Origin of the sequence: Pseudomonas sp. S44 (genome assembly GCF_016624805.1) — a bacterium.
GTDB classification, from domain to species: Bacteria; Pseudomonadota; Gammaproteobacteria; order Pseudomonadales; family Pseudomonadaceae; genus Aquipseudomonas; species Aquipseudomonas machongensis.
On the sequence record NZ_JACVTY010000015.1, the window covers coordinates 1 to 19107 of the forward strand.

General features: G+C 62.1%; 19 protein-coding genes. 5 read left to right on the forward strand and 14 right to left on the reverse strand.

The window, feature by feature from the left end:
- The first annotated feature begins 250 nt into the window (after positions 1-250).
- A complete protein-coding gene (locus IAE40_RS13025; RefSeq protein ID WP_200603304.1) occupies positions 251-1534 on the forward strand; it encodes an NAD(P)/FAD-dependent oxidoreductase in 1284 nt (427 codons plus the stop codon).
- A gap of 100 nt (positions 1535-1634) precedes the next feature.
- Here IAE40_RS13025 and IAE40_RS13030 read toward each other — a convergent pair whose 3' ends face one another.
- A complete protein-coding gene (locus IAE40_RS13030; protein ID WP_200603305.1) occupies positions 1635-2372 on the reverse strand; it encodes a peptidase C39 family protein in 738 nt (245 codons plus the stop codon).
- Between the two features lie 159 nt (positions 2373-2531).
- Here IAE40_RS13030 and IAE40_RS13035 point away from each other — a divergent pair, with 159 nt between their 5' ends.
- Positions 2532-2711 (forward strand): hypothetical protein, encoded by a 180-nt coding sequence (locus tag IAE40_RS13035; RefSeq protein WP_197891267.1) that lies wholly within the window; start codon positions 2532-2534, stop codon positions 2709-2711.
- A gap of 62 nt (positions 2712-2773) precedes the next feature.
- On the opposite strand, the gene IAE40_RS13040 is transcribed toward IAE40_RS13035, so the two are convergent.
- On the reverse strand, positions 2774-3526 hold the full coding sequence (locus tag IAE40_RS13040; RefSeq protein WP_054892071.1) for a TerC family protein: 753 nt from the start codon (positions 3524-3526) through the stop codon (positions 2774-2776).
- Between the two features lie 15 nt (positions 3527-3541).
- Positions 3542-3781 (reverse strand): hypothetical protein, encoded by a 240-nt coding sequence (locus tag IAE40_RS13045; RefSeq protein WP_063545324.1) that lies wholly within the window; start codon positions 3779-3781, stop codon positions 3542-3544.
- Between the two features lie 137 nt (positions 3782-3918).
- Between IAE40_RS13045 and nhaR the strand changes: the two genes are divergently transcribed.
- The 3 genes from nhaR (at position 3919) to IAE40_RS13060 (ending at position 6871) form a co-directional block, all read left to right on the forward strand.
- Positions 3919-4812, forward strand: a complete 894-nt coding sequence (gene nhaR, locus IAE40_RS13050; protein ID WP_063545325.1) for a transcriptional activator NhaR — start codon at positions 3919-3921, stop codon at positions 4810-4812.
- A 132-nt stretch (positions 4813-4944) separates the two neighbouring features.
- Positions 4945-6156: a serine/threonine transporter SstT gene (gene sstT, locus IAE40_RS13055; protein WP_200603306.1), complete on the forward strand. Its 1212-nt coding sequence runs from the start codon at positions 4945-4947 to the stop codon at positions 6154-6156.
- 67 nt (positions 6157-6223) lie between these two features.
- The gene (locus tag IAE40_RS13060; protein WP_063545327.1) at positions 6224-6871 is read left to right on the forward strand and encodes a YceH family protein; all 648 of its coding nucleotides are present in this window, start codon (positions 6224-6226) and stop codon (positions 6869-6871) included.
- A gap of 1 nt (position 6872) precedes the next feature.
- Here the strand turns inward: IAE40_RS13060 and IAE40_RS13065 are convergent, their stop codons facing one another.
- From IAE40_RS13065 to IAE40_RS13115, 11 genes are all read right to left on the reverse strand, one after another.
- Complete coding sequence (locus IAE40_RS13065) at positions 6873-7064, reverse strand: hypothetical protein (protein ID WP_054892076.1); 192 nt, start codon at positions 7062-7064, stop codon at positions 6873-6875.
- 166 nt (positions 7065-7230) lie between these two features.
- Positions 7231-8793: an alkyl hydroperoxide reductase subunit F gene (gene ahpF, locus IAE40_RS13070; RefSeq protein WP_054892077.1), complete on the reverse strand. Its 1563-nt coding sequence runs from the start codon at positions 8791-8793 to the stop codon at positions 7231-7233.
- A 125-nt stretch (positions 8794-8918) separates the two neighbouring features.
- The gene (gene ahpC, locus IAE40_RS13075) at positions 8919-9482 is read right to left on the reverse strand and encodes an alkyl hydroperoxide reductase subunit C (RefSeq protein ID WP_004375926.1); all 564 of its coding nucleotides are present in this window, start codon (positions 9480-9482) and stop codon (positions 8919-8921) included.
- A 152-nt stretch (positions 9483-9634) separates the two neighbouring features.
- Positions 9635-12091 carry a fimbria/pilus outer membrane usher protein gene (locus IAE40_RS13080; protein ID WP_200603307.1) on the reverse strand — a complete coding sequence of 819 codons (2457 nt, stop codon included), beginning with the start codon at positions 12089-12091 and terminating at the stop codon, positions 9635-9637.
- A 4-nt stretch (positions 12092-12095) separates the two neighbouring features.
- Entirely contained in the window at positions 12096-12839 is a 744-nt protein-coding gene (locus IAE40_RS13085; protein ID WP_063545329.1) for a fimbrial biogenesis chaperone, read from the reverse strand.
- 58 nt (positions 12840-12897) lie between these two features.
- Positions 12898-13422, reverse strand: a complete 525-nt coding sequence (locus IAE40_RS13090; RefSeq protein WP_153774851.1) for a fimbrial protein — start codon at positions 13420-13422, stop codon at positions 12898-12900.
- 215 nt (positions 13423-13637) lie between these two features.
- Complete coding sequence (gorA, locus tag IAE40_RS13095) at positions 13638-14993, reverse strand: glutathione-disulfide reductase (RefSeq protein ID WP_153774852.1); 1356 nt, start codon at positions 14991-14993, stop codon at positions 13638-13640.
- A 102-nt stretch (positions 14994-15095) separates the two neighbouring features.
- Positions 15096-15935 carry a UTP--glucose-1-phosphate uridylyltransferase GalU gene (gene galU, locus IAE40_RS13100; RefSeq protein ID WP_054892082.1) on the reverse strand — a complete coding sequence of 280 codons (840 nt, stop codon included), beginning with the start codon at positions 15933-15935 and terminating at the stop codon, positions 15096-15098.
- A gap of 48 nt (positions 15936-15983) precedes the next feature.
- The gene (locus IAE40_RS13105) at positions 15984-17345 is read right to left on the reverse strand and encodes a UDP-glucose dehydrogenase family protein (protein ID WP_200603308.1); all 1362 of its coding nucleotides are present in this window, start codon (positions 17343-17345) and stop codon (positions 15984-15986) included.
- 95 nt (positions 17346-17440) lie between these two features.
- Complete coding sequence (locus IAE40_RS13110; protein WP_200603309.1) at positions 17441-18355, reverse strand: c-type cytochrome; 915 nt, start codon at positions 18353-18355, stop codon at positions 17441-17443.
- Entirely contained in the window at positions 18352-19002 is a 651-nt protein-coding gene (locus IAE40_RS13115) for a c-type cytochrome (RefSeq protein WP_153774855.1), read from the reverse strand. Before IAE40_RS13115 ends, IAE40_RS13110 begins: the two co-directional genes overlap by 4 nt.
- Positions 19003-19107 lie beyond the last annotated feature (105 nt).

Below are 19107 nucleotides of genomic sequence, written 5' to 3' on the forward strand. Positions count from 1 at the left end.
CCCCCACCATGTCAAGGTGGTGCTCTAACCAACTGAGCTATGTGCCTGTCGATGAGGGCGCATTCTACGCGCTAGAAAATCCCTGTCAACAGTTTTTTTCGAGCTAACCTACTGATTCTAAAAATGTTTGCGCCCATGGGTGGCAGTAACGCTCCTGTAAAGGATTTTCACCATACGACTAGCGGGTGTTTATTATTATTGATAGCATCGGTACATTCGTTAAAAATATAAAACACGAGGTTTTCCGAGCATGGCTAACACCCCCTACCCCCAGTCCTACTACGCCGCCTCGGCCAACCCGGTGCCGCCACGTCCGGCGCTGCAGGGCGAGGTGGAGACCGATGTATGCATCATCGGTGCCGGCTACACCGGCCTGTCGAGCGCGCTGTTCCTGCTGGAGAACGGCTTCAAGGTGGCCGTCGTCGAAGCCGCCAAGGTCGGCTTCGGTGCATCGGGCCGCAATGGCGGGCAGATCGTCAACAGCTACAGCCGCGACATTGACGTCATCGAACGCACCGTCGGCCCCAAGCAGGCACAACTGCTGGGCGAGATGGCCTTCGAAGGCGGACGCATCATCCGTGAGCGCGTGGCCAAGTACAACATCCAGTGCGACCTGAAAGACGGCGGCGTATTCGCGGCCCTGACCAGCAAGCAGATGGGCCACCTGGAGTCGCAAAAGCGCCTGTGGGAACGCTTCGGCCACACCCAGCTGGAGCTCATGGACCAGAAGCGCATCCGTGAAGTGGTGGCCTGCGACAGCTATGTAGGCGGCATGCTCGACATGAGCGGGGGCCACATCCATCCGCTGAACCTTGCCTTGGGCGAGGCCGCTGCGGTCGAGTCGCTGGGCGGCGTCATCTATGAGCAGACGCCTGCCGTACGCATCGAGCGTGGCGCCAACCCTGTGGTACATACCCCACAAGGCAAAGTGCGCGCCAAGTTCATCATCGTCGCGGGCAACGCCTACTTGGGCAACTTGGTGCCGGAACTGGCCGCCAAGTCCATGCCCTGCGGCACCCAGGTGATCACCACCGAGCCACTGGGCGAGGAACTGGCCCGCACTCTACTGCCACAGGACTATTGCGTCGAAGACTGCAACTACCTGCTCGACTACTACCGCCTGACCAGCGACAAACGCCTGATCTTCGGCGGCGGCGTGGTCTACGGTGCACGCGATCCGGCGAACATCGAGGCGATCATTCGTCCGAAGATGCTCAAGGCCTTCCCTCAGCTCAAGGACGTGAAGATCGACTACGCCTGGACCGGCAACTTCCTGCTGACCCTGTCGCGCCTGCCGCAGGTCGGTCGTATCGGCGACAACATCTACTACTCCCAGGGTTGCTCGGGCCATGGCGTGACCTACACGCACCTGGCGGGCAAGGTACTGGCCGAAGCCCTGCGTGGCCAGGCCGAGCGTTTCGACGCCTTCGCCGGCCTGCCACACTACCCGTTCCCGGGTGGTCAGATGCTGCGCGTACCGTTCAGCGCCATTGGTGCGTGGTACTACAGCCTGCGGGATCGCCTGGGGTTCTGATGTAGCACCGTATTGTTCTTTTCGCGGGTAACCCCGCTCCCACAAACGTGCATCTGTGGGAGCGGGTTTACCCGCGAAATGGAATCAGTACCGCCAGCAACTACTGCCCTAAGCTGCGCAGCGCCTGTTTCGCGGCAATCTCCTGGCCATCGCGCGCCAGCTCGTCGGCGGCCTTCAGCCAGCGCTGGCGATCGACCTGGGCCGGCAGGCGCTGCGGCGGTTGTACCAGCACAGCCCAGCTCCCCTCCTTGGCCCAGGCACTCTCGAAAGTGTCGAAGTCCAGCAGATGCCGCCGGGCCATCCCTGAACGCAGCAACACCCGCTGCTTGTAACGGTCGTAGCCAATCAACACCGCATAGCGTGGCTCGCCCCAGAGCGCCGAGCCGTCGTGATAACGCAACAGTACTGGATGACCGGCGGCCACCTGGGTGAGCAAGGCATCCAGGCGCTTGTCCAGCGGATAGACCACCATCCCGTACTCGCGGGCGACCCGGGGGATGCCGGTCTCCAACGACGCCGCGTCCTGCGGCAGGTTCAGTGACTTGTCCAGCAGGCCAGGCGTGATCGGCGCGCCCTGCTGCGAAAGCACGGCGGCCAGGGCCATGGAGCCGCTCAAGTTGGCATTGCCACGATAGAACGGCACGCTGCTGATCTCGACCCGCTGCGGCAGTTTGTCGAGCGCCGCCGGTGGAGAACCGGCGCAACCGGCAAGGCTGGCGGCCACCAGGCAGGCCGCCAGCAGGCGGCGCGGGCTCAGGGAGGTGAAGAAATGCTGCGACATGGACACTCGCTTGTTTCGACGCCCGGCAGACAGCGCCCGGCACTGGGCTCCGATCATAGGCGCCTGCGCGGCGCGGGTATAGCCCGCTTCGGGCTTGTAACGAAACGACCCAAGCAATAGACCTTCGGTCAATGGAACGTCACACGCCTGCGGCTAGACTAAGTAAGTGTCTGGAGGGAACAGCCCACAGCTGTCCCGAGAGAAGGAGGCACGCACATGAGCCTGACAATGGCAATCTTCATGCTGGTCGCGATGTGGTTGAGCGTCGCCACCGCCATGCTCTGGGGGGTACTGCGCATCGCACGACGCCATGCCCGACCGCATCACACCCAAGCGGCCACCATGCCCAAGCCGCAGCCGCTGCATCGCACCCGCCGGCACGCCGGGGCACATTGACCTGATCCGCAAAAGAACAAGGGGCTGCCTGGCAGCCCCTTCTCTTTTACCTCAGCCTGCTGTCAGCCTTGCGCCGCCTCGCGCTTCAGGCGTGCCCGGCGAACCATGATGTTGAGAATCTCGATCACCGTGGAGAAGGCCATCGCTGCGTACACATAGCCTTTCGGTACGTGGGCGCCGAAACCTTCGGCGATCAGCGTCATGCCAATCATGATCAGGAAGCCCAGTGCCAGCATCACCACGGTAGGGTTGTCGTTGATGAACTTGGCCAGCGGGTCGGCGGCCACCAGCATCACGATCACGGCACTGACCACGGCGATGATCATGATCGGCAGGTGCTCGGTCATGCCCACGGCAGTAATGATGCTGTCTACCGAGAAGACAATGTCCAGCAGCAGGATCTGGCCGATGGCCGCAGCAAAGCCGAGGGTCACGGTGGAGCCGGCCTTGGACTCTTCCTTCGCACCATGCGGGTCGACGCTTTCGTGAATCTCCTTGGTCGCCTTCCACAGCAGGAACAGGCCACCGGCGATCAGGATCATGTCCTTCCAGGAGAAGGCGTGGTCGAACACCTCGATCACCGGCTCCGTCAGCTGGACGATCCAGGCCACCGTAGAGAGCAACGCCAGGCGCATGATCAGCGCCATGCTGATACCGATGCGTCGCGCCTTGGAGCGGTAAGCCTCGGGCAGCTTGTTGGTGAGAATGGAGATGAAGATCAGGTTATCGATACCCAGCACGATCTCCATCGCCACCAAGGTAGCCAGGGCGACCCAGGCGGCGGGGCTCGCGGCAAGTTCCAGCAAGTATTCCATTTAGTGTTCCTTCGCTCAGATGTCCTGGGTGTCGTTCTTGTCTTGCTTGCTCTCGGGCTTTTGCCCTTCACCACCAAGAGTGTCGTTCAGCGCTTGCTGGGCCGCCTCGTTGGTCTTGTCGATCGCCTGCTTGGCCGATTCGGCAGCCTGGTTCAGCACCTGCTGCGCCGATTTCTCGGCCTGGTCGCACCCCGCCGTGGCCAAGAGCGCCAGCGCCAGTACCAACGGGGTGCCGATGGATTTCAGTTGTAGCATAGGGTCCTCGCTTATCGATATTCGGCTGGCGCGCGCACCGCGCCTGATGGAGTCGAATTCTAGAGAGGAGAACAGTTCAGGAAAATTCGTATTTTTAGCGGTTATACTTCGGTTTTTACGAATCGAGTAGCGTCTCCATGCTCAACTACCGGCAGCTTCACTATTTCTGGGTAGTAGCCCGCACTGGCAGCATCACCCGCGCCAGCGAGCAATTGAATCTCACGCCGCAGACCATCAGCGGCCAGATCAGCCTGTTCGAACAGACCTACAACCTGGAGCTGTTCCAGCGCGTCGGTCGCCAACTGGAGCTGACCGAAACCGGCCGCCAGACCCTCGCCTATGCCGAGCAGATGTTCCAGATCGGTAGCGAACTCGAGACCCTGCTACGGGCCGGCCCCCAGGAGCAGATCCTGTTCCGCGTCGGGGTCGCCGACGTGGTGCCCAAGTCCATCGTCTATCGCTTGCTGGCACCGACCATGGAGCTTGACGAAGTACTGCGCATCAATTGCCGTGAAGACAAGCTGGAGCGCCTGCTCGCGGACCTGGCGATCCAGCGCCTTGACCTGGTGATCTCCGACAGCCCCATGCCCAGCCACCTGGACATCAAGGGCTACAGCCAGAAACTCGGCGAGTGCGGCCTGAGCTTCTTTGCCACTGCGGCACTTGCCACTCGGTTGAAGCAGCCCTTCCCCGGTTGCCTCAACGACGCACCGCTACTGATCCCCGGCCAGGAAACGGTGGTGCGCAGCCGCCTGTTGCGCTGGCTGGCCGAGCAGCAGGTGCAGCCGCGTATCGTCGGGGAATTCGACGACAGCGCCTTGATGCAGGCATTCGGGCAATCGGGCAGCGGCATCTTCGTGGCACCAAGCGTGATCGCCGATGAGGTGTGTCGGCAATACGGCGTGGAGTTGATCGGGCAAACCGAGGCGGTGCATGAGTCGTTCTATGCGATTTCGGTGGAGCGCAAGGTCAAGCATCCGGGGATCGTGGCGATTACCGAGGGGGCACGCAGGGAACTGTTCAACTGGTGAGGCCATGCTGGCTTTTTCTGGCAGATTGCACCGCGATCGCTGCAGTGCGTCGGAGGAACAATACCGTCAGCCCTGTCCTACAGTGCCTGTGCTAAAGTCCGCGATTCGTTCAAACCCGAGACCCCGCTGCACATGAGCCCTGTTTTTCGCCTTCTCAACCGCACCAGCCTGGTGACACAGATCATCATTGGCCTGGCTGCCGGTATCGCCCTGGCGCTGGTCGCCCCGAGCCTGGCCCGGGATCTTGCATTCCTCGGCAAGGTGTTCGTCTCGGCCCTAAAGGCCGTGGCACCGATCCTGGTGTTCGTGCTGGTCATTGCCTCCATCGCCAACCACCAACAAGGCCAGCAGACCCATATCCGCCCTATTCTCTGGCTCTACCTGCTGGGCACTTTCGGTGCCGCGGTGGTCGCCGTGGTGGCGAGCATGGCGTTCCCTTCGAGTCTGGTGTTGAGCGCACATGAAGCGACGCTGAGCGCTCCCGGCGGCATTACCGAAGTGCTGCAGGGCCTGCTACTGAGCGCGGTGGACAATCCGGTGAGCGCACTGGTCAATGCCAACTTCATCGGCATCCTGACCTGGGCGATCGGCCTGGGCATAGTGCTGCGCAAGGCCGGCAAGGCAACGCGCGGTGTGGTCGACGACCTGTCCAACGGCATCACGCAGCTGGTTCGCGTGGTGATTCGCTTCGCCCCGCTGGGGATCTTCGGCCTGGTCAGCTCGACCCTGGCCGAGGCGGGCCTGGATGCCCTGCTCGGCTACCTGCACCTGCTGGGGGTGCTGATCGGCTGCATGCTGTTCGTGGCGTTGGTGATGAACCCGTTGATCGTGTTCTGGAAGATTCGTCGCAACCCTTACCCGCTGACCCTCCTGTGCCTGCGCGAAAGCGGTATCACCGCGTTCTTCACTCGCAGCTCGGCGGCAAACATTCCGGTGAACCTGGCATTGTCGGAGCGCCTGGGCCTGCATGAAGACACCTACTCGGTGTCGATCCCGCTGGGTGCGACCATCAACATGGCCGGGGCAGCGATCACCATTACCGTGCTGACCCTGGCGGCGGTGCATACCCTGGGGATCACCATCGACCTCCCGACCGCGGTGCTGCTCAGCGTGGTGGCTGCGGTATGTGCCTGCGGTGCCTCGGGCGTGGCCGGCGGGTCGCTCCTGTTGATTCCTCTGGCTTGCAGCCTGTTCGGCATTCCCAGCGAGCTTGCCATGCAGGTGGTTGCCGTCGGCTTCATCATCGGTGTGTTGCAGGACTCGGCGGAAACCGCGCTCAATTCATCGACCGACGTACTGTTCACTGCGGCTGCGTGCGAGGCCATGGAGCGGCGTGCTGCCTGAGCCGCAATTGCTTAAGCCAGACGCAAGGCCTAGGCTAATGGCCTTTTCCTAGTAACGAGACAGGGCCATGTCAGAACACGAAACCGCAGGCGAAGGCCGCCTGAACAGTATCGAGGTCCGTATCCTCGGCGCGCTGATCGAAAAGCAGGCCACCAGCCCGGAAAGCTACCCACTGACACTCAATGCGCTGGTCCTGGCCTGCAACCAGAAGACCAGCCGGGAGCCGGTGATGAACCTCTCCCCCGGCCAGGTCGGCCAGGCCCTGCGTGCACTCGAAGGCCAGGACATGGCCCGCCTGCAGATGGGCAGCCGCGCCGACCGCTGGGAGCAGCGGGTGGACAAGGCGCTGGAACTGGTGCCGGCACAGTTGGTACTGATGGGCCTGATGTTCCTGCGCGGGCCGCAGACTCTCAACGAATTACTGACCCGCAGCAATCGCCTGCACGAATTCGAAGACGTCGATCAGGTCCAGCATCAGCTGGAACGCCTGGTTTCACGTGGGCTGGCGTTGCACCTGCCACGTCAGGCAGGCCAGCGTGAAGACCGCTACACCCACGCCCTGGGCGATCCGGCCGAGATCGAAGCGATTCTTGCCGCGCGTCAGCAGGAAGGTGGTTCACGCAGTGCGTCAGGTGCGGCTTCGGACGAGCGGATCGAGGCGCTGGAAGCCCGGGTCGCGGCACTGGAAGCCCGGCTGGCTCAGCTTGAGGGCTGAGTCAGGGCTGGTCGGGTTCGGGGAAGTTACGGCAGCTCTTGCGCTCGGCCAACTCTCTGTCGCTGGGGCGCTGGTCGACGAACACGGTGCGGCCGTCGGGATAGATTTCCAGATAGCCCCAGTGCAGGTCCTGCTCCTGCTGGCCGGGCTTGGGTGGCACCAACCACCAGGGTTCTCGACTGATCGGGGTCATGACTGTACCTCCTGGGAGCGTCTGCAGTAATCATAGACACCCTCGGGTGATACTTGGTTTGGTCGGCCATATCACGGAAAAGCCCACCCCACCGGTAAAGCGCAGCTCTCGAGAACTTCGCTTTATCGGTGGGGTGGGCTTGTCCCGCGATGAGGCCCGCGCTGACTTACGCCGGCGCCGAAGTCCGGATCAGGTGGTCGAAGGCTGCCAGCGAAGCTTTGGCGCCCTCGCCCACGGCGATGACGATCTGCTTGTACGGCACCGTGGTCACATCACCGGCCGCGAACACACCCGGGATGCTTGTCTGGCCTTTGGCGTCGACGATGATCTCGCCGCGCGGCGACAACTCGACCGTGCCCTTGAGCCAATCGGTGTTCGGCAGCAAGCCGATCTGCACGAAGATACCTTCGAGCGCCAGTTCGTGGATCTCGTTGCTGGTCCGGTCTTCGTAGCGCAGGCCGGTGACCTTCTCGCCGTTACCCAGCACTTCCTTGGTCAGGGCGCTGGTGATCACCTTGACGTTCGGCAGGCTGTGCAGCTTGCGCTGCAGCACCGCATCGGCACGCAGCTGGCTGTCGAACTCGATCAACGTCACCTGAGCGACGATACCGGCCAGGTCGATGGCTGCTTCCACGCCAGAGTTGCCGCCGCCGATCACCGCCACGCGCTTGCCCTTGAACAGCGGGCCGTCGCAGTGCGGGCAGTAGGCCACGCCACGGGAGCGGTATTCCTGCTCACCGGGGACATTCATTTCGCGCCAGCGGGCGCCGGTGGCGAGGATCACGGTCTTGGCCTTGAGCGACGCACCGCTGGCCAGGCGTACTTCATGCAGACCGCCATCGGCGGCCGGGATCAGCGCTTCACCGCGCTGCAAATTCATGATGTCGACGTCGTACTGCTTGACGTGCTCTTCCAGCGCAGTGGCCAGCTTCGGCCCTTCGGTCTCCTGCACGGAGATGAAGTTCTCGATCGCCAGGGTGTCGAGCACCTGGCCGCCGAAGCGCTCGGCGGCAACGCCGGTACGAATGCCTTTGCGCGCAGCGTAGATGGCTGCCGCAGCGCCAGCCGGGCCACCGCCGACCACCAGCACGTCGAAAGCGTCCTTGGCGTTGATCTTTTCAGCCTGGCGGCTGCCAGCACTGGTGTCGATCTTTCCGAGAATCTCTTCCAGGCCCATGCGGCCCTGGCCGAACACTTCACCGTTCAGGTAGATGCTCGGAACCGCCATGACCTTGCGCGATTCGACTTCATCCTGGAACAGCGCACCATCGATGGCGACGTGCCGAATGTTGGGGTTGAGCACCGCCATCAGGTTCAGGGCCTGGACCACGTCCGGGCAGTTCTGGCAAGACAGCGAGAAGTAAGTCTCGAAGCTGAACTCGCCTTCCAGGGCCTGGATCTGCTCGATCACTTCGGCGCTGGCCTTCGAAGGGTGGCCGCCGACCTGCAGCAACGCCAGTACCAGAGAGGTGAATTCATGGCCCATGGGGATGCCGGCGAAACGCAGGCTGATATTGCCCCCGGGACGGTTGAGCGAGAATGACGGGCGACGGGCGTCGCTGCCGTCCTCGCGCAGGGTAATGAGGTTCGACAGGCCGGCGATCTCAACCAGCAGGTCGTGCATTTCACGGGACTTCGCGCCGTCGTCGAGGGAGGCAACGATCTCGATCGGCTGGGTGACCCGCTCCAGGTAGGTTTTCAGTTGCGATTTAAGCGTGGCGTCCAACATACGGGGCGATTCCTTTTTCAAAACTCGGATACAAAAACGCCCAGGCAAGGTCGCCCGGGCGTTTGACGGGGCAGTGAGTACTTCAGCTGTGGCGGCTGCTCACCGCCCTCGACTGGTGCATGGACTCAGATCTTGCCGACCAGGTCCAGCGACGGCGCCAGAGTGGCTTCGCCTTCTTTCCACTTGGCCGGGCAGACTTCGCCTGGGTGAGCGGCAACGTACTGGGCAGCCTTGACCTTGCGCAGCAGCTCGGCTGCGTCACGACCTACACCGCCGTCGTTCAGTTCGACGATCTTGATCTGACCTTCCGGGTTGATCACGAAGGTGCCGCGATCAGCCAGACCGGCTTCTTCGATCAGCACGTCGAAGTTGCGCGAGATGACGTGGGTCGGGTCACCGATCAGCGGGTACTGGATCTTGCCGATGGTGTCCGAAGTGTCGTGCCAGGCTTTGTGGGTGAAGTGGGTGTCGGTGGACACGCCGTAGATCTCGACGCCCAGTTTCTGGAACTCGGCGTAGTTGTCAGCGAGGTCACCCAGTTCGGTCGGGCAGACGAAAGTGAAGTCAGCCGGGTAGAAGAACACGACGGACCATTTGCCTTTCAGGTCGGCTTCGCTTACCTGAACGAACTCGCCTTTGTGGTAGGCAGTGGCGTTGAACGGTTTGACCTGGCTGTTGATGATTGGCATGAGAAACGCTCCTTCGAGGGTTAGTTAACTTGGGGTGGGTAACTTTCGATGGAGTAATCCTATCCAATGACCTCGACAATGGCTCATTGGTAAACCTCATGTTGGTGATTGGTTTTGGCTATAAGCTGCGCGACCGATAGATTTTTTCATTCCTATGCCTCGTCTGCCGGTCCTGAAGTGCAGGTCGAGGCTGCGCCCTCTGCGTAATCCAGCCAGCAGCTCGCATCTGCTTGCTCACCCCAGGAGACCCTTACCCGTCCTCGCGCGTCATGCGAGCGAAAATGCAGGCGGCTGCCCTGCCCCACCATCCCCACCTCGTCACCTTGCACATCGAATACCTGGGCACCGAACGGCAAGGCATGCCCGTGCTCGTTGCGAGCCTCCAGCATCAGCAAGCGACCGCTGCGCGTCGGATAGTGCAGCAGTGTCACCGCACCGGCTCGGGGCACCACCGACTGACCGCTGATCTGCAACTCCACATCCTGTGACATGCCCTTGGGATCCAGGTCGACGGTATTCACGCTGTAGGGGCTCAACGAGGGGACCACCGCAAAGCCCTGGGCATTCAGCCGCACACTCGGATGCTGTTCAATACGCGCCGCTTCAGCGAAGGGGGCATGGACGATAGCGAAACTTTCGCCCAACGGTTGCGCCAACAGTACACCTCCCGGATGGGCGACCACCGAGCCACGCGCGCCGAGTGCGAGCTGGCGGGATCCCTGGCGTTGGGCCACGACGCCGCTCAGCTCTCCCGTCGGGCTGCGATGCACCAGGTTGGCGTCGAGCCCTGCGCCGCCTTGCCTTCCCTCCTGGTACACACTGGACAGGCCATACCCCCATTGCCCATCCTCGCCGGCAGTCGCGCTCCAGCGCACATTCGTCCTGGCCCCGCCTTCGGAGTCGCGGCTCATGCTGGAGCTCAGCGATCCACGACGCTGCAGACCCAACGGCAAGCTCGCCGTCAGTGTCAAAGCGCTTACGGCCTGTCCGTTGCCTCGATACTCGCGCCCAAGCGTCATGCCGTAGGAGAGCGAGCGCAGATTGTTGTAATACCCCACGTTGTACTCACGATTGCCCACCCCAGATCCCCACTGCTTACCTGCGCTGGCCCTCAGGCTCAGACGACCGCTCCCGGGCAGGCGCTGCTGAAGTGTCAGCGCTGCCCGCCACTGCTGAGGCGAACGCTGATTTGTACGCTGCGTTTGCTGGCTGGTGCGGGCGAACTCGTCAAAGCTGTAGTAGCCAGCGTTATTGCGGTGGGTAAGGCTGGCGCTCAGGTCGGTGGCCGTTGCCTCCACCCGCTGGCGCCAACTGAAACGCAGCGCCTGCCCCTGCGCGGAGCGACCCTGGCCTAGCGATGCCTGCGCGTGGTATGCGGTCAATCCAAAAGCACCAAAGCGGCTGTTGATCGCCCCCCCCATGGCGCTGGCCAGATAGTCCTCTGCCAGCCAGGCGCCTCCATGTACGCTGAAGGTGTTGTCCACCCCTTGCTGCCAACTGCCTTGCACATGACCTGGGCCAGGACGCCCAAGGTCGTCGCGCCACACCCCCGCACTAAGGTCGAAACGGCTTGCCCCTTCTCGCAAGGCCAGTGGCGCGGCCTGATAGGGCAACGTGAAGCGTCGTACGCTGCCGTCAGCCTCCTCCAGGGTGACCTCCAGATCGTCGTTGAGGCCACTGGCATACAGATCGTCGATCTCGAACGGCCCCGGCGGCACCGTCGACTCATGCAGCAACATCCCTCGCTGGCGGATGCTCAACAGCGCCGTAGTATTGGCCACGCCCCTCACGACCGGCGCAAACCCCCGCTGTGCGCGGGGCAACATGCGCTCGTCGGTGGATAATCGCAGTCCGCGAAAGGCACTGCTGTCAAATACATCCCCAGCAGCGTAGCCATCGCCGAGAGTAAGCTGGGCCGACCACAAGGGAACATCGCGCCGTACCGACGTCGCACCCGGCTGGTACCGGGCTGCGCGCTTGTCGCTCATCTGCGCATTGCCTTCGTGGCGCCAATACCAATCCCCGGTATTGAATCCGGCACGCAGGCCGAGATAGCCCTGCTGGCTACGACTGCCTGCCTGCAGGTCGTGCTGCTCATGCACATTCAGGCGGTAGTCGACAAACCCTGCTGTGACACCTGCATCCCAGGTATGGAATGGCAAATTGTCCTGGGGTTGGCGACGCAGCAAAGACCGGTCAATTTCAAGGCGCAGTTGCAAGGCCCCAAAATCCAGGTCCTCGCTGGCGGCCACCAGCAGTTGAGGCAACATCATGCAGCTGTCGGGGATGATCAGTTGCTTGCGCGGCTGAGCCGCCAGCCTCGCTAGATCAAGCCCCAACTCTTCGAGCAGGATTCGGTCATAACAGGGCGCCGCCTGACCGGATGCATCCCGATTGCGCAGAAACACGGTGCGCCGCCCTATCCACTGCTGGTTGAGGATGATATCCAGGGCAAAGTCGCCCTGGGGAACCGAATCGCTGGCCTGGAAACGCTCGAGATTGATCGTGCTGCCCTGGCGCAACAGGCCGGGATCGAACTCCACGCCAGGTACAAGCCCGACATACCCTCCCGTCATACCGAGAATGGCCCACCACCGGCGAAAACTCATGGGTTTAACGGCCTTGAGGGAACTGCAGGATTGCAACAGCTTCTCGAGAGGCGCCGTAGTCATCCAGGTACTGATAGCGGACCTGGGAAACCGCATCGGGACGAGACGGCGCGGAGCTCAGCGCGAAACGGGCGCTGCTGAGGGGAGCAACATGGCCTACCGATGCTGGCAACGCCGAACCCGGATGGACAGCCTCGAGCTTGGCGAGATTGACGTGATAAGGCGTGGGATTGTCCGCATGCAGTACCCAGCCCTGGGATTCCCTGACCAGGCGCCAGGTAAGCCGAGCATGTGCATCGGCAGGTTTTGCGGCCAATCCCTGCGGCCGATAGAACAGTTTGATACGAGTCCTGAGGGAAATCTGCAGGCTGTTATCGCCACCACCTTTCGGCGGGACATCGAGTACATTCAGCCAGTACAGGCTCTCTCGATCCGTTGGCATGGCACGACTATCGTGAAACACCCTCAGGCTCTGGCGCTTGCCCGGGTCCAGGCGCAACAACCCAGGTGTCACGCTGAATGGCCCCTGTAACTCATCCTCGGCCTCTTCCGGCCCTCCCTCGTCGACCCAGACCTGCACCAGCGACGGATACCGTCCCTCGTTGCTCAACCTGACAGTGACCTCGGAGCTCTCGGCGGGATAGACGACCCGCGTGGTGGCAATCACCACACTGGCATTGGCCTGCGTGCACGACAGAAACGCGGCCAGCAACGATCCCCACCCCATGGCGCTGAGAGATAGCTTCATGATGTTCCACTCGAAAATTGGGAGCGGAGCAGCCCCGGACAGGGCTGCTCCATAGGACTCAGAGATAATCCAGCGAGTAGCGGATTCTGGAACTGACCAGGCCTGGGGTAGTGCGGCCTGTCGAGTAGTACTGGGCGTAGTAGCGCAGCGTCGCGTTACCGTCCACGAGGGTGACTTGCTGGGAGTTCTGCGAGCCTTTGGCTGCAGCGAGATTCATGACGCTCTTGGCGCTGTTGAGCAATTGCAGCTCGACGTTTTCACTGCCGCCGGCATCGACGATCAGACGCCCTTGATCACTGACGCTTGCACCTGGCTCGAAGTAAGTTGAAACTTGGCCGACATGGGTACAACCCGTCAGTTGCAATACGAAGGACGTTTCCCCTTCCACATCGCCTGGACGCACGAGTTTCGCGGCGTTGACATCCGGCAGGGTCACCGGAAGATTGCCGTCCCCCCCATTGATGATGCACGTCGGCGCCAGAACCCGCCCCTGAAAGCTGATTTCGCCATGGTCTGCCTGGGCCCCCCCAGCGATCAGTGACAAACCGCAGAGCGCAAAAACACTTTTGTAGAACCTGTCCATATCATCCTTCCTCAAGCTAGACGATCAGGCACATGCCGAACCGGCGCCGTAGAGCGGCGCGGCAACAGTATCTGCATCAGGCTTGGGAGGCTCTGTCGGTGATTGGTTGATCAGCGGCTAGCGACAACCATGACAGCGGTAGGATTCTCTACTATGCGATTGTGGGAACAATCCCCAGGCCTCATGCTTCGAGGCCCGGAGAATGCTGCGAACTATCAACGAGTTACAGTCCGCATCGTGACGAATTCCTCGGCGGCGGTCGGATGCACGCCGATAGTCTCGTCAAACTGCTGCTTTGTGGCGCCTGCCTTGAGTGCGATACCCAGCCCCTGGATGATCTCGCCTGCATCCGGCCCCACCATATGGCAACCCAGGACCTTGTCGGTCTCGGCATCGACTACCAGCTTCATCAGGGTCTTTTCCTGCAGGTCGGTCAGGGTCAGCTTCATGGCGCGGAAGCGGCTCTCGAAGATCTGGATCTTGTGGCCGGCAGCCAGTGCCTGTTCTTCGGTCAGGCCGACGGTGCCGATCGGCGGCTGGCTGAACACCGCCGTGGGGATGTTCTGGTAGTCCACCGAACGGTACTGCTCGGGCTTGAACAGGTGACGGGCCACCGCCATGCCTTCAGCCAGAGCGACCGGTGTGAGCTGGACACGACCGATTACATCGCCCAAGGCGAACACCGAAGGTTCGGTGGTACGGTACAGGTCGTCGACCCGGATGTAACCGCGCTCGTCGAGCTCCACGCCGGTGTTCTCCAGCCCCAGATTGTCGAGCATCGGACGACGACCGGTGGCGTAGAACACACAGTCGGCGATCAACTCCCGACCATCCTTGAGCGTCGCCTTGAGGCTGCCATCGGCCTGTTGGTCAATACGCTGGATATCAGCGTTGAACTGCAGGTCCAGACCACGCTTTTCCAGCTCCTCCTTCAGGTGGGTACGTACCGAACCATCGAAGCCGCGCAGGAACAGGTCGCCGCGATACAGCAAGGTGGTATCGGCGCCCAGGCCCTGGAAGATGCCGGCGAATTCGACGGCAATGTAGCCACCACCGACCACCAGCACCCGGCGTGGCAGCTCCTTGAGGTAGAACGCCTCGTTCGAAGTGATCGCCAGTTCCTTGCCCGGGATGTCAGGCACCTGTGGCCAGCCGCCCGTGGCGATGAGAATGTTCGCCGCGCTGTAGCGCTGACCTTCTACCTCAACCTCATGGGCACCGGTCATGCGCGCATGACCTTGCAGCAAGGTGACGCCGCTGTTGACCAGCAGGTTGCGGTAGATGCCGTTGAGACGCTCGATCTCGCGGTTCTTGTTGGCGATCAGGGTGCCCCAGTCGAAGTGACCTTCTTCGAGGGTCCAGCCGTAGCCGGCCGCCTGCTCCAGCTCATCGGCGACGTGTGCACCGTACACCAGCAACTTCTTCGGCACACAGCCGACGTTGACGCAGGTGCCGCCCAGATACCGACTCTCGGCCACCGCCACCTTCGCCCCGAACCCCGCGGCAAAGCGCGCCGCACGCACACCGCCGGAACCAGCACCAATCACGAACAGATCAAAATCGTAGGCCACTTTCCAGACTCCACAAAAAAAGCCACCCGAGGGTGGCTCTTTTCGTGACGCGCTGCAAGCGTCAGACAGCAAGAAAAGTGGCGCTGCAGCGCAGGCTCGGACTCAGTAGGCCTTGCCGGTCTTGTAGTAATTCTCGAAGCAGAAGTTGGTGGCGTCGATATAGCCTTCGGCGCCGCCGCAGTCGAAACGCTTGCCCTTGAACTTGTAGGCAATGACACAACCGTTCTGTGCCTGCTTCATCAGGGCGTCGGTGATCTGGATCTCCCCGCCTTTGCCCGGCTCGGTGTTGGCGATGATATCGAAGATGTCCGGGGTCAGGATGTAGCGGCCAATGATTGCCAGGTTCGACGGCGCATCTTCAGGCTTGGGCTTCTCGACCATGTTGGTCACGCGGAAGATGTCATCGCGGATCATGTCGCCAGCAATCACGCCGTACTTGTTGGTTTCCTGCGGATCGACTTCCTGGATGGCAACGATCGAGCAGCGGAACTGATTGAACAGCTTGACCATCTGCGTCAGTACACCGTCACCTTCAGGGTTGACGCACAGGTCGTCCGCCAGCACCACGGCGAACGGCTCGTCACCGATCAGGGGGCGACCGGTGAGGATGGCGTGGCCCAGGCCTTTCATTTCAGTCTGGCGGGTATAGGAGAACGAGCACTCGTCGAGCAGGCGACGGATACCGACCAGGTATTTTTCCTTGTCGGTGCCCTTGATCTGATTTTCCAGCTCATAGCTGATGTCGAAATGGTCTTCCAGCGCGCGCTTGCCGCGCCCGGTGACAATGGAGATCTCGTTCAGACCGGCGTCCAAGGCCTCTTCAACGCCATACTGGATCAGTGGCTTGTTCACCACCGGCAGCATTTCCTTGGGCATGGCTTTGGTAGCGGGCAGGAAGCGGGTGCCGTAACCGGCTGCCGGGAACAAGCATTTTTTGATCATATACATCCTTAAACAAGGGCTGGGCCTGTGGTATTCGGCGCAGTCTAATCAGGCGGCAGTCACCTTACAATGCCCCGCCTGTGGCCGACCGATGCCATGATAGAGATAACCCAGTGTAGATAGTTCCGATGGATCGTAAATATTACGCCCGTCGAACAGTACCGGCTTACGCATCAGGCCCCTGATCCGACGAAAATCCGGCTGGCGGAACTGCTTCCATTCGGTCACCAGTACCAGTGCATCCGCGCCCTCCACACAGGCATAGGGATCATCCCCCAACTGCAATTGACCACTTGCCAGCGCCTGCGGATAAGCCGCCGCGGCCCCCTCCAGCGCCGCCGGGTCACAGGCCCGCACCCGTGCCCCTGCCGCCAGCAGGGCGTCGAGCAGCACCAGGCTGGGTGCCTCGCGCAGGTCGTCGGTGCCAGGCTTGAACGCCAGGCCCCACAACGCCACATTGCACCCGCGCATGCTACCCCCGAAATGCTCCTGCAGTGCCTGGAACAACAAGGTCTTCTGCTGCGCGTTGCGCGCCTGGACCGCGCGCAGGATCGACGGCTGATAGCCATGCTGCTCGGCTGTGTGGATCAGCGCACGCACGTCCTTTGGAAAGCATGAGCCGCCATAGCCGCAGCCTGCGTAGATGAAATCGCTGCCGATGCGCCGGTCGCTGCCGATCCCGCGACGCACCTGTTCGATATCCACGTCCAGCTCGGCGCACAGGCCGGCCAGCTCGTTGACGAAGGAAATCTTGGTGGCAAGGAAGGCATTGGCGGCATACTTGCTGAATTCGGCGGCGCGCGGGCTCATGACCAGCACGCGCTCCCGGTTACGTACAAAGGGCGCATACAGGCGCTGCAAGCATTGAGTGGCGGCGTCACTGTCGGTGCCGATGATGATCCGCTGAGGGCGCATGAAGTCCTCGACGGCGCTGCCCTCCTTGAGAAACTCCGGATTGCTCGCCACCGACACCGTGAAACTGGCCCCGCGTGCGCGCAAGCCGCTGTTGACCTGGCGGGCAACCCGCTCGGCCGTGCCCACCGGCACGGTCGACTTGTTCACCACCAGGGCTGGGCGCAGCAGGTGCCGCCCGAGGCTGTCGGCCACCGCCAGCACATGCTGCAGGTCAGCCGAGCCGTCTTCATGGCTGGGCGTGCCCACGGCGATGAACGCCACATCGACCCGCGCCAACGCATGATCCCAGTGCTCGGTGAAACTCAACAGGCCACTGTGCAGCCCCTCCTGCACGAGCGCAGCAAGCCCGGGCTCGTAGATCGGACACTGTCCCTGACGCAACTGGGCCAGGCGCGCGCGGTCATGCTCCAGACAGACCACGCGATTGCCCATTTGCGCGAAACAGGCCGCCGTGACCAGCCCCACATACCCCGCCCCAATCACACAGAGTTCCATGGCCGCACTCCTTCAGGAAGATACGACATTGCAACCCGCAGGCGATTGCAGGGCCGTGACAGCGACACGGCGGGAATATGACAGGTGCTCGGTATTCAGCCGCCCGTGCCCTGCCCGATCAATACACCCTCGACCTTTTGCCCATACAGGTTGACGCCATCGTTGGCATGGAACTTCACCCGCGTCTTCTCGATGGAGCCCTCTACCAGGCGCGGATCCTGCGGGCGTTCGTGGCGGTTGATCCAGGCCGCGACATCCCATGCCTGCTGGTCACTCAGGCTGCCTGGCTTGCCCAGTGGCATGTTGTGCTTGATGAAGGACGCGGCGGTGTTGATCCGGTGCATCCCGGCCCCCCAGTTATAGGCATCGCGCCCCCACAACGGCGGCATGACGTACTCACCTGCAACTTTCTGCCCCTCGCCCTTGCCACCGTGGCAGATCGCGCATTGCTCGCTGTACACCTGCTCGCCACGCTTGAAGTTGTAGCCGTCCTTGGGTTGCGGCACCTCAGGATAACCGCGACCGGGCGTCTCCACGCCTGTGCGAGTGCCGGTCGCCAGCCAGTAGGCATAGACGCTGAGCGCGGTCATCTGCGGGCTGTCGGCCGCCGGGGGCTTGCCGTTCATGCTGAACTGGAAACAGCCCTGGATACGTTCGGCGTAAGTGTTGACCTTGTCGTTTTTCTTGCGATAGGCGGGATACATCGGGTAGGCGCCCCACAGCGGCGCGGAGTGGGCCATGCGGCCTTGGTCGAGATGGCAGTTGCTGCAGTTCATGCCATTGCCGACAGCCTCAGGCATCAAGCGGCGAGTATCAACGAACAGCGCATGCCCCTGCCGGACCATCTGGCCGAACGCGTTGTCCGGCAACTCGCTTTCTGCAGGAGGCACGAATACCGGAGTGGCCTGGCTGCCGGGCACCTTGAGCTGCGACTGGTCTTGCATGGCGATCTGCGTCGCCTGGGCGACGCCTGCGCCGAGCCACAATGCTGCGATCAGGACTTTTTTCATGGTGCGACCTCCTGGCGGGCGGCGTGGGCGAAGTAGTCGGCGATTGCCGTCACCTCGGCATCGGTCATGGCCTTGGCCACACCGACCATCAGTTGGTTAGGGTCGTTACGCCTGCTACCGTCGCGCCAGGCATTGAGCTGCGCAACCAGGTAAGCCGCCGGCTGTCCGGCCAGTGGCGGAAAGTGCTCGCCAACCCCCGCACCACCTGGGCCATGGCACTGCACACAACCGGGAATCTGCCGGCTCCAGTCGCCGTACAAGGCCAGGCGTTCGGTCGGATCGCTGGCCATTTGCTGACGGCGCGAACCCGTAACCGGGTCGGAAGGCTGCTCGGCCAGCCAAGCGCTGACCGAGCGGATCTCCTCGTCGCTCAGCGCCTTGGCAAGTGGCTCCATGACCGGCTGCTTGCGGCTGCCCGAGCGAAAGTCCTCGAGTTGCTTGCTCAGGTATCCGGCGGACAAGCCGGACAGGCGGGGAAAACCAGCGGCGGCGATACCCTTGCCGTCCGGGCCATGGCAACCGAGACAGGCCATGGCGGCGGGATTCTGCCCGCCCTGGGTGAAGATTTTCTGGCCATCGACGGCATGCGCCGCGGGCCAGGCCAGGATCAGCAGACTGCCGATCATGACGCGACTCATCGGGTTCATCAGGGACACTCCATTTCCTTGTTATAAGCTTAGTCTTAAAAGACATAAGGAAATGGATACTAGTCCGGATAACTAAAGCGGAACAATGTCCCTACAAGTCATAAG

Excerpts from the sequence above, each read along its gene's own strand:
- IAE40_RS13025 (WP_200603304.1), top strand. The coding sequence starts at position 251 with ATGGCTAACACCCCCTACCCCCAGTCCTACTACGCCGCCTCGGCCAAC.
- galU (WP_054892082.1), bottom strand. The coding sequence starts at position 15,935 with ATGATCAAAAAATGCTTGTTCCCGGCAGCCGGTTACGGCACCCGCTTC.
- ahpC (WP_004375926.1), bottom strand. The coding sequence starts at position 9,482 with ATGCCAATCATCAACAGCCAGGTCAAACCGTTCAACGCCACTGCCTAC.
- IAE40_RS13115 (WP_153774855.1), bottom strand. The coding sequence starts at position 19,002 with ATGAACCCGATGAGTCGCGTCATGATCGGCAGTCTGCTGATCCTGGCC.
- sstT (WP_200603306.1), top strand. The coding sequence starts at position 4,945 with ATGAGCCCTGTTTTTCGCCTTCTCAACCGCACCAGCCTGGTGACACAG.
- IAE40_RS13110 (WP_200603309.1), bottom strand. The coding sequence starts at position 18,355 with ATGAAAAAAGTCCTGATCGCAGCATTGTGGCTCGGCGCAGGCGTCGCC.
- IAE40_RS13105 (WP_200603308.1), bottom strand. The coding sequence starts at position 17,345 with ATGGAACTCTGTGTGATTGGGGCGGGGTATGTGGGGCTGGTCACGGCG.
- nhaR (WP_063545325.1), top strand. The coding sequence starts at position 3,919 with ATGCTCAACTACCGGCAGCTTCACTATTTCTGGGTAGTAGCCCGCACT.
- IAE40_RS13065 (WP_054892076.1), bottom strand. The coding sequence starts at position 7,064 with ATGACCCCGATCAGTCGAGAACCCTGGTGGTTGGTGCCACCCAAGCCC.
- IAE40_RS13030 (WP_200603305.1), bottom strand. The coding sequence starts at position 2,372 with ATGATCGGAGCCCAGTGCCGGGCGCTGTCTGCCGGGCGTCGAAACAAG.
- IAE40_RS13035 (WP_197891267.1), top strand. The coding sequence starts at position 2,532 with ATGAGCCTGACAATGGCAATCTTCATGCTGGTCGCGATGTGGTTGAGC.
- ahpF (WP_054892077.1), bottom strand. The coding sequence starts at position 8,793 with ATGTTGGACGCCACGCTTAAATCGCAACTGAAAACCTACCTGGAGCGG.
- IAE40_RS13090 (WP_153774851.1), bottom strand. The coding sequence starts at position 13,422 with ATGGACAGGTTCTACAAAAGTGTTTTTGCGCTCTGCGGTTTGTCACTG.
- IAE40_RS13045 (WP_063545324.1), bottom strand. The coding sequence starts at position 3,781 with ATGCTACAACTGAAATCCATCGGCACCCCGTTGGTACTGGCGCTGGCG.
- IAE40_RS13085 (WP_063545329.1), bottom strand. The coding sequence starts at position 12,839 with ATGAAGCTATCTCTCAGCGCCATGGGGTGGGGATCGTTGCTGGCCGCG.
- IAE40_RS13040 (WP_054892071.1), bottom strand. The coding sequence starts at position 3,526 with ATGGAATACTTGCTGGAACTTGCCGCGAGCCCCGCCGCCTGGGTCGCC.
- IAE40_RS13080 (WP_200603307.1), bottom strand. The coding sequence starts at position 12,091 with ATGAGTTTTCGCCGGTGGTGGGCCATTCTCGGTATGACGGGAGGGTAT.
- IAE40_RS13060 (WP_063545327.1), top strand. The coding sequence starts at position 6,224 with ATGTCAGAACACGAAACCGCAGGCGAAGGCCGCCTGAACAGTATCGAG.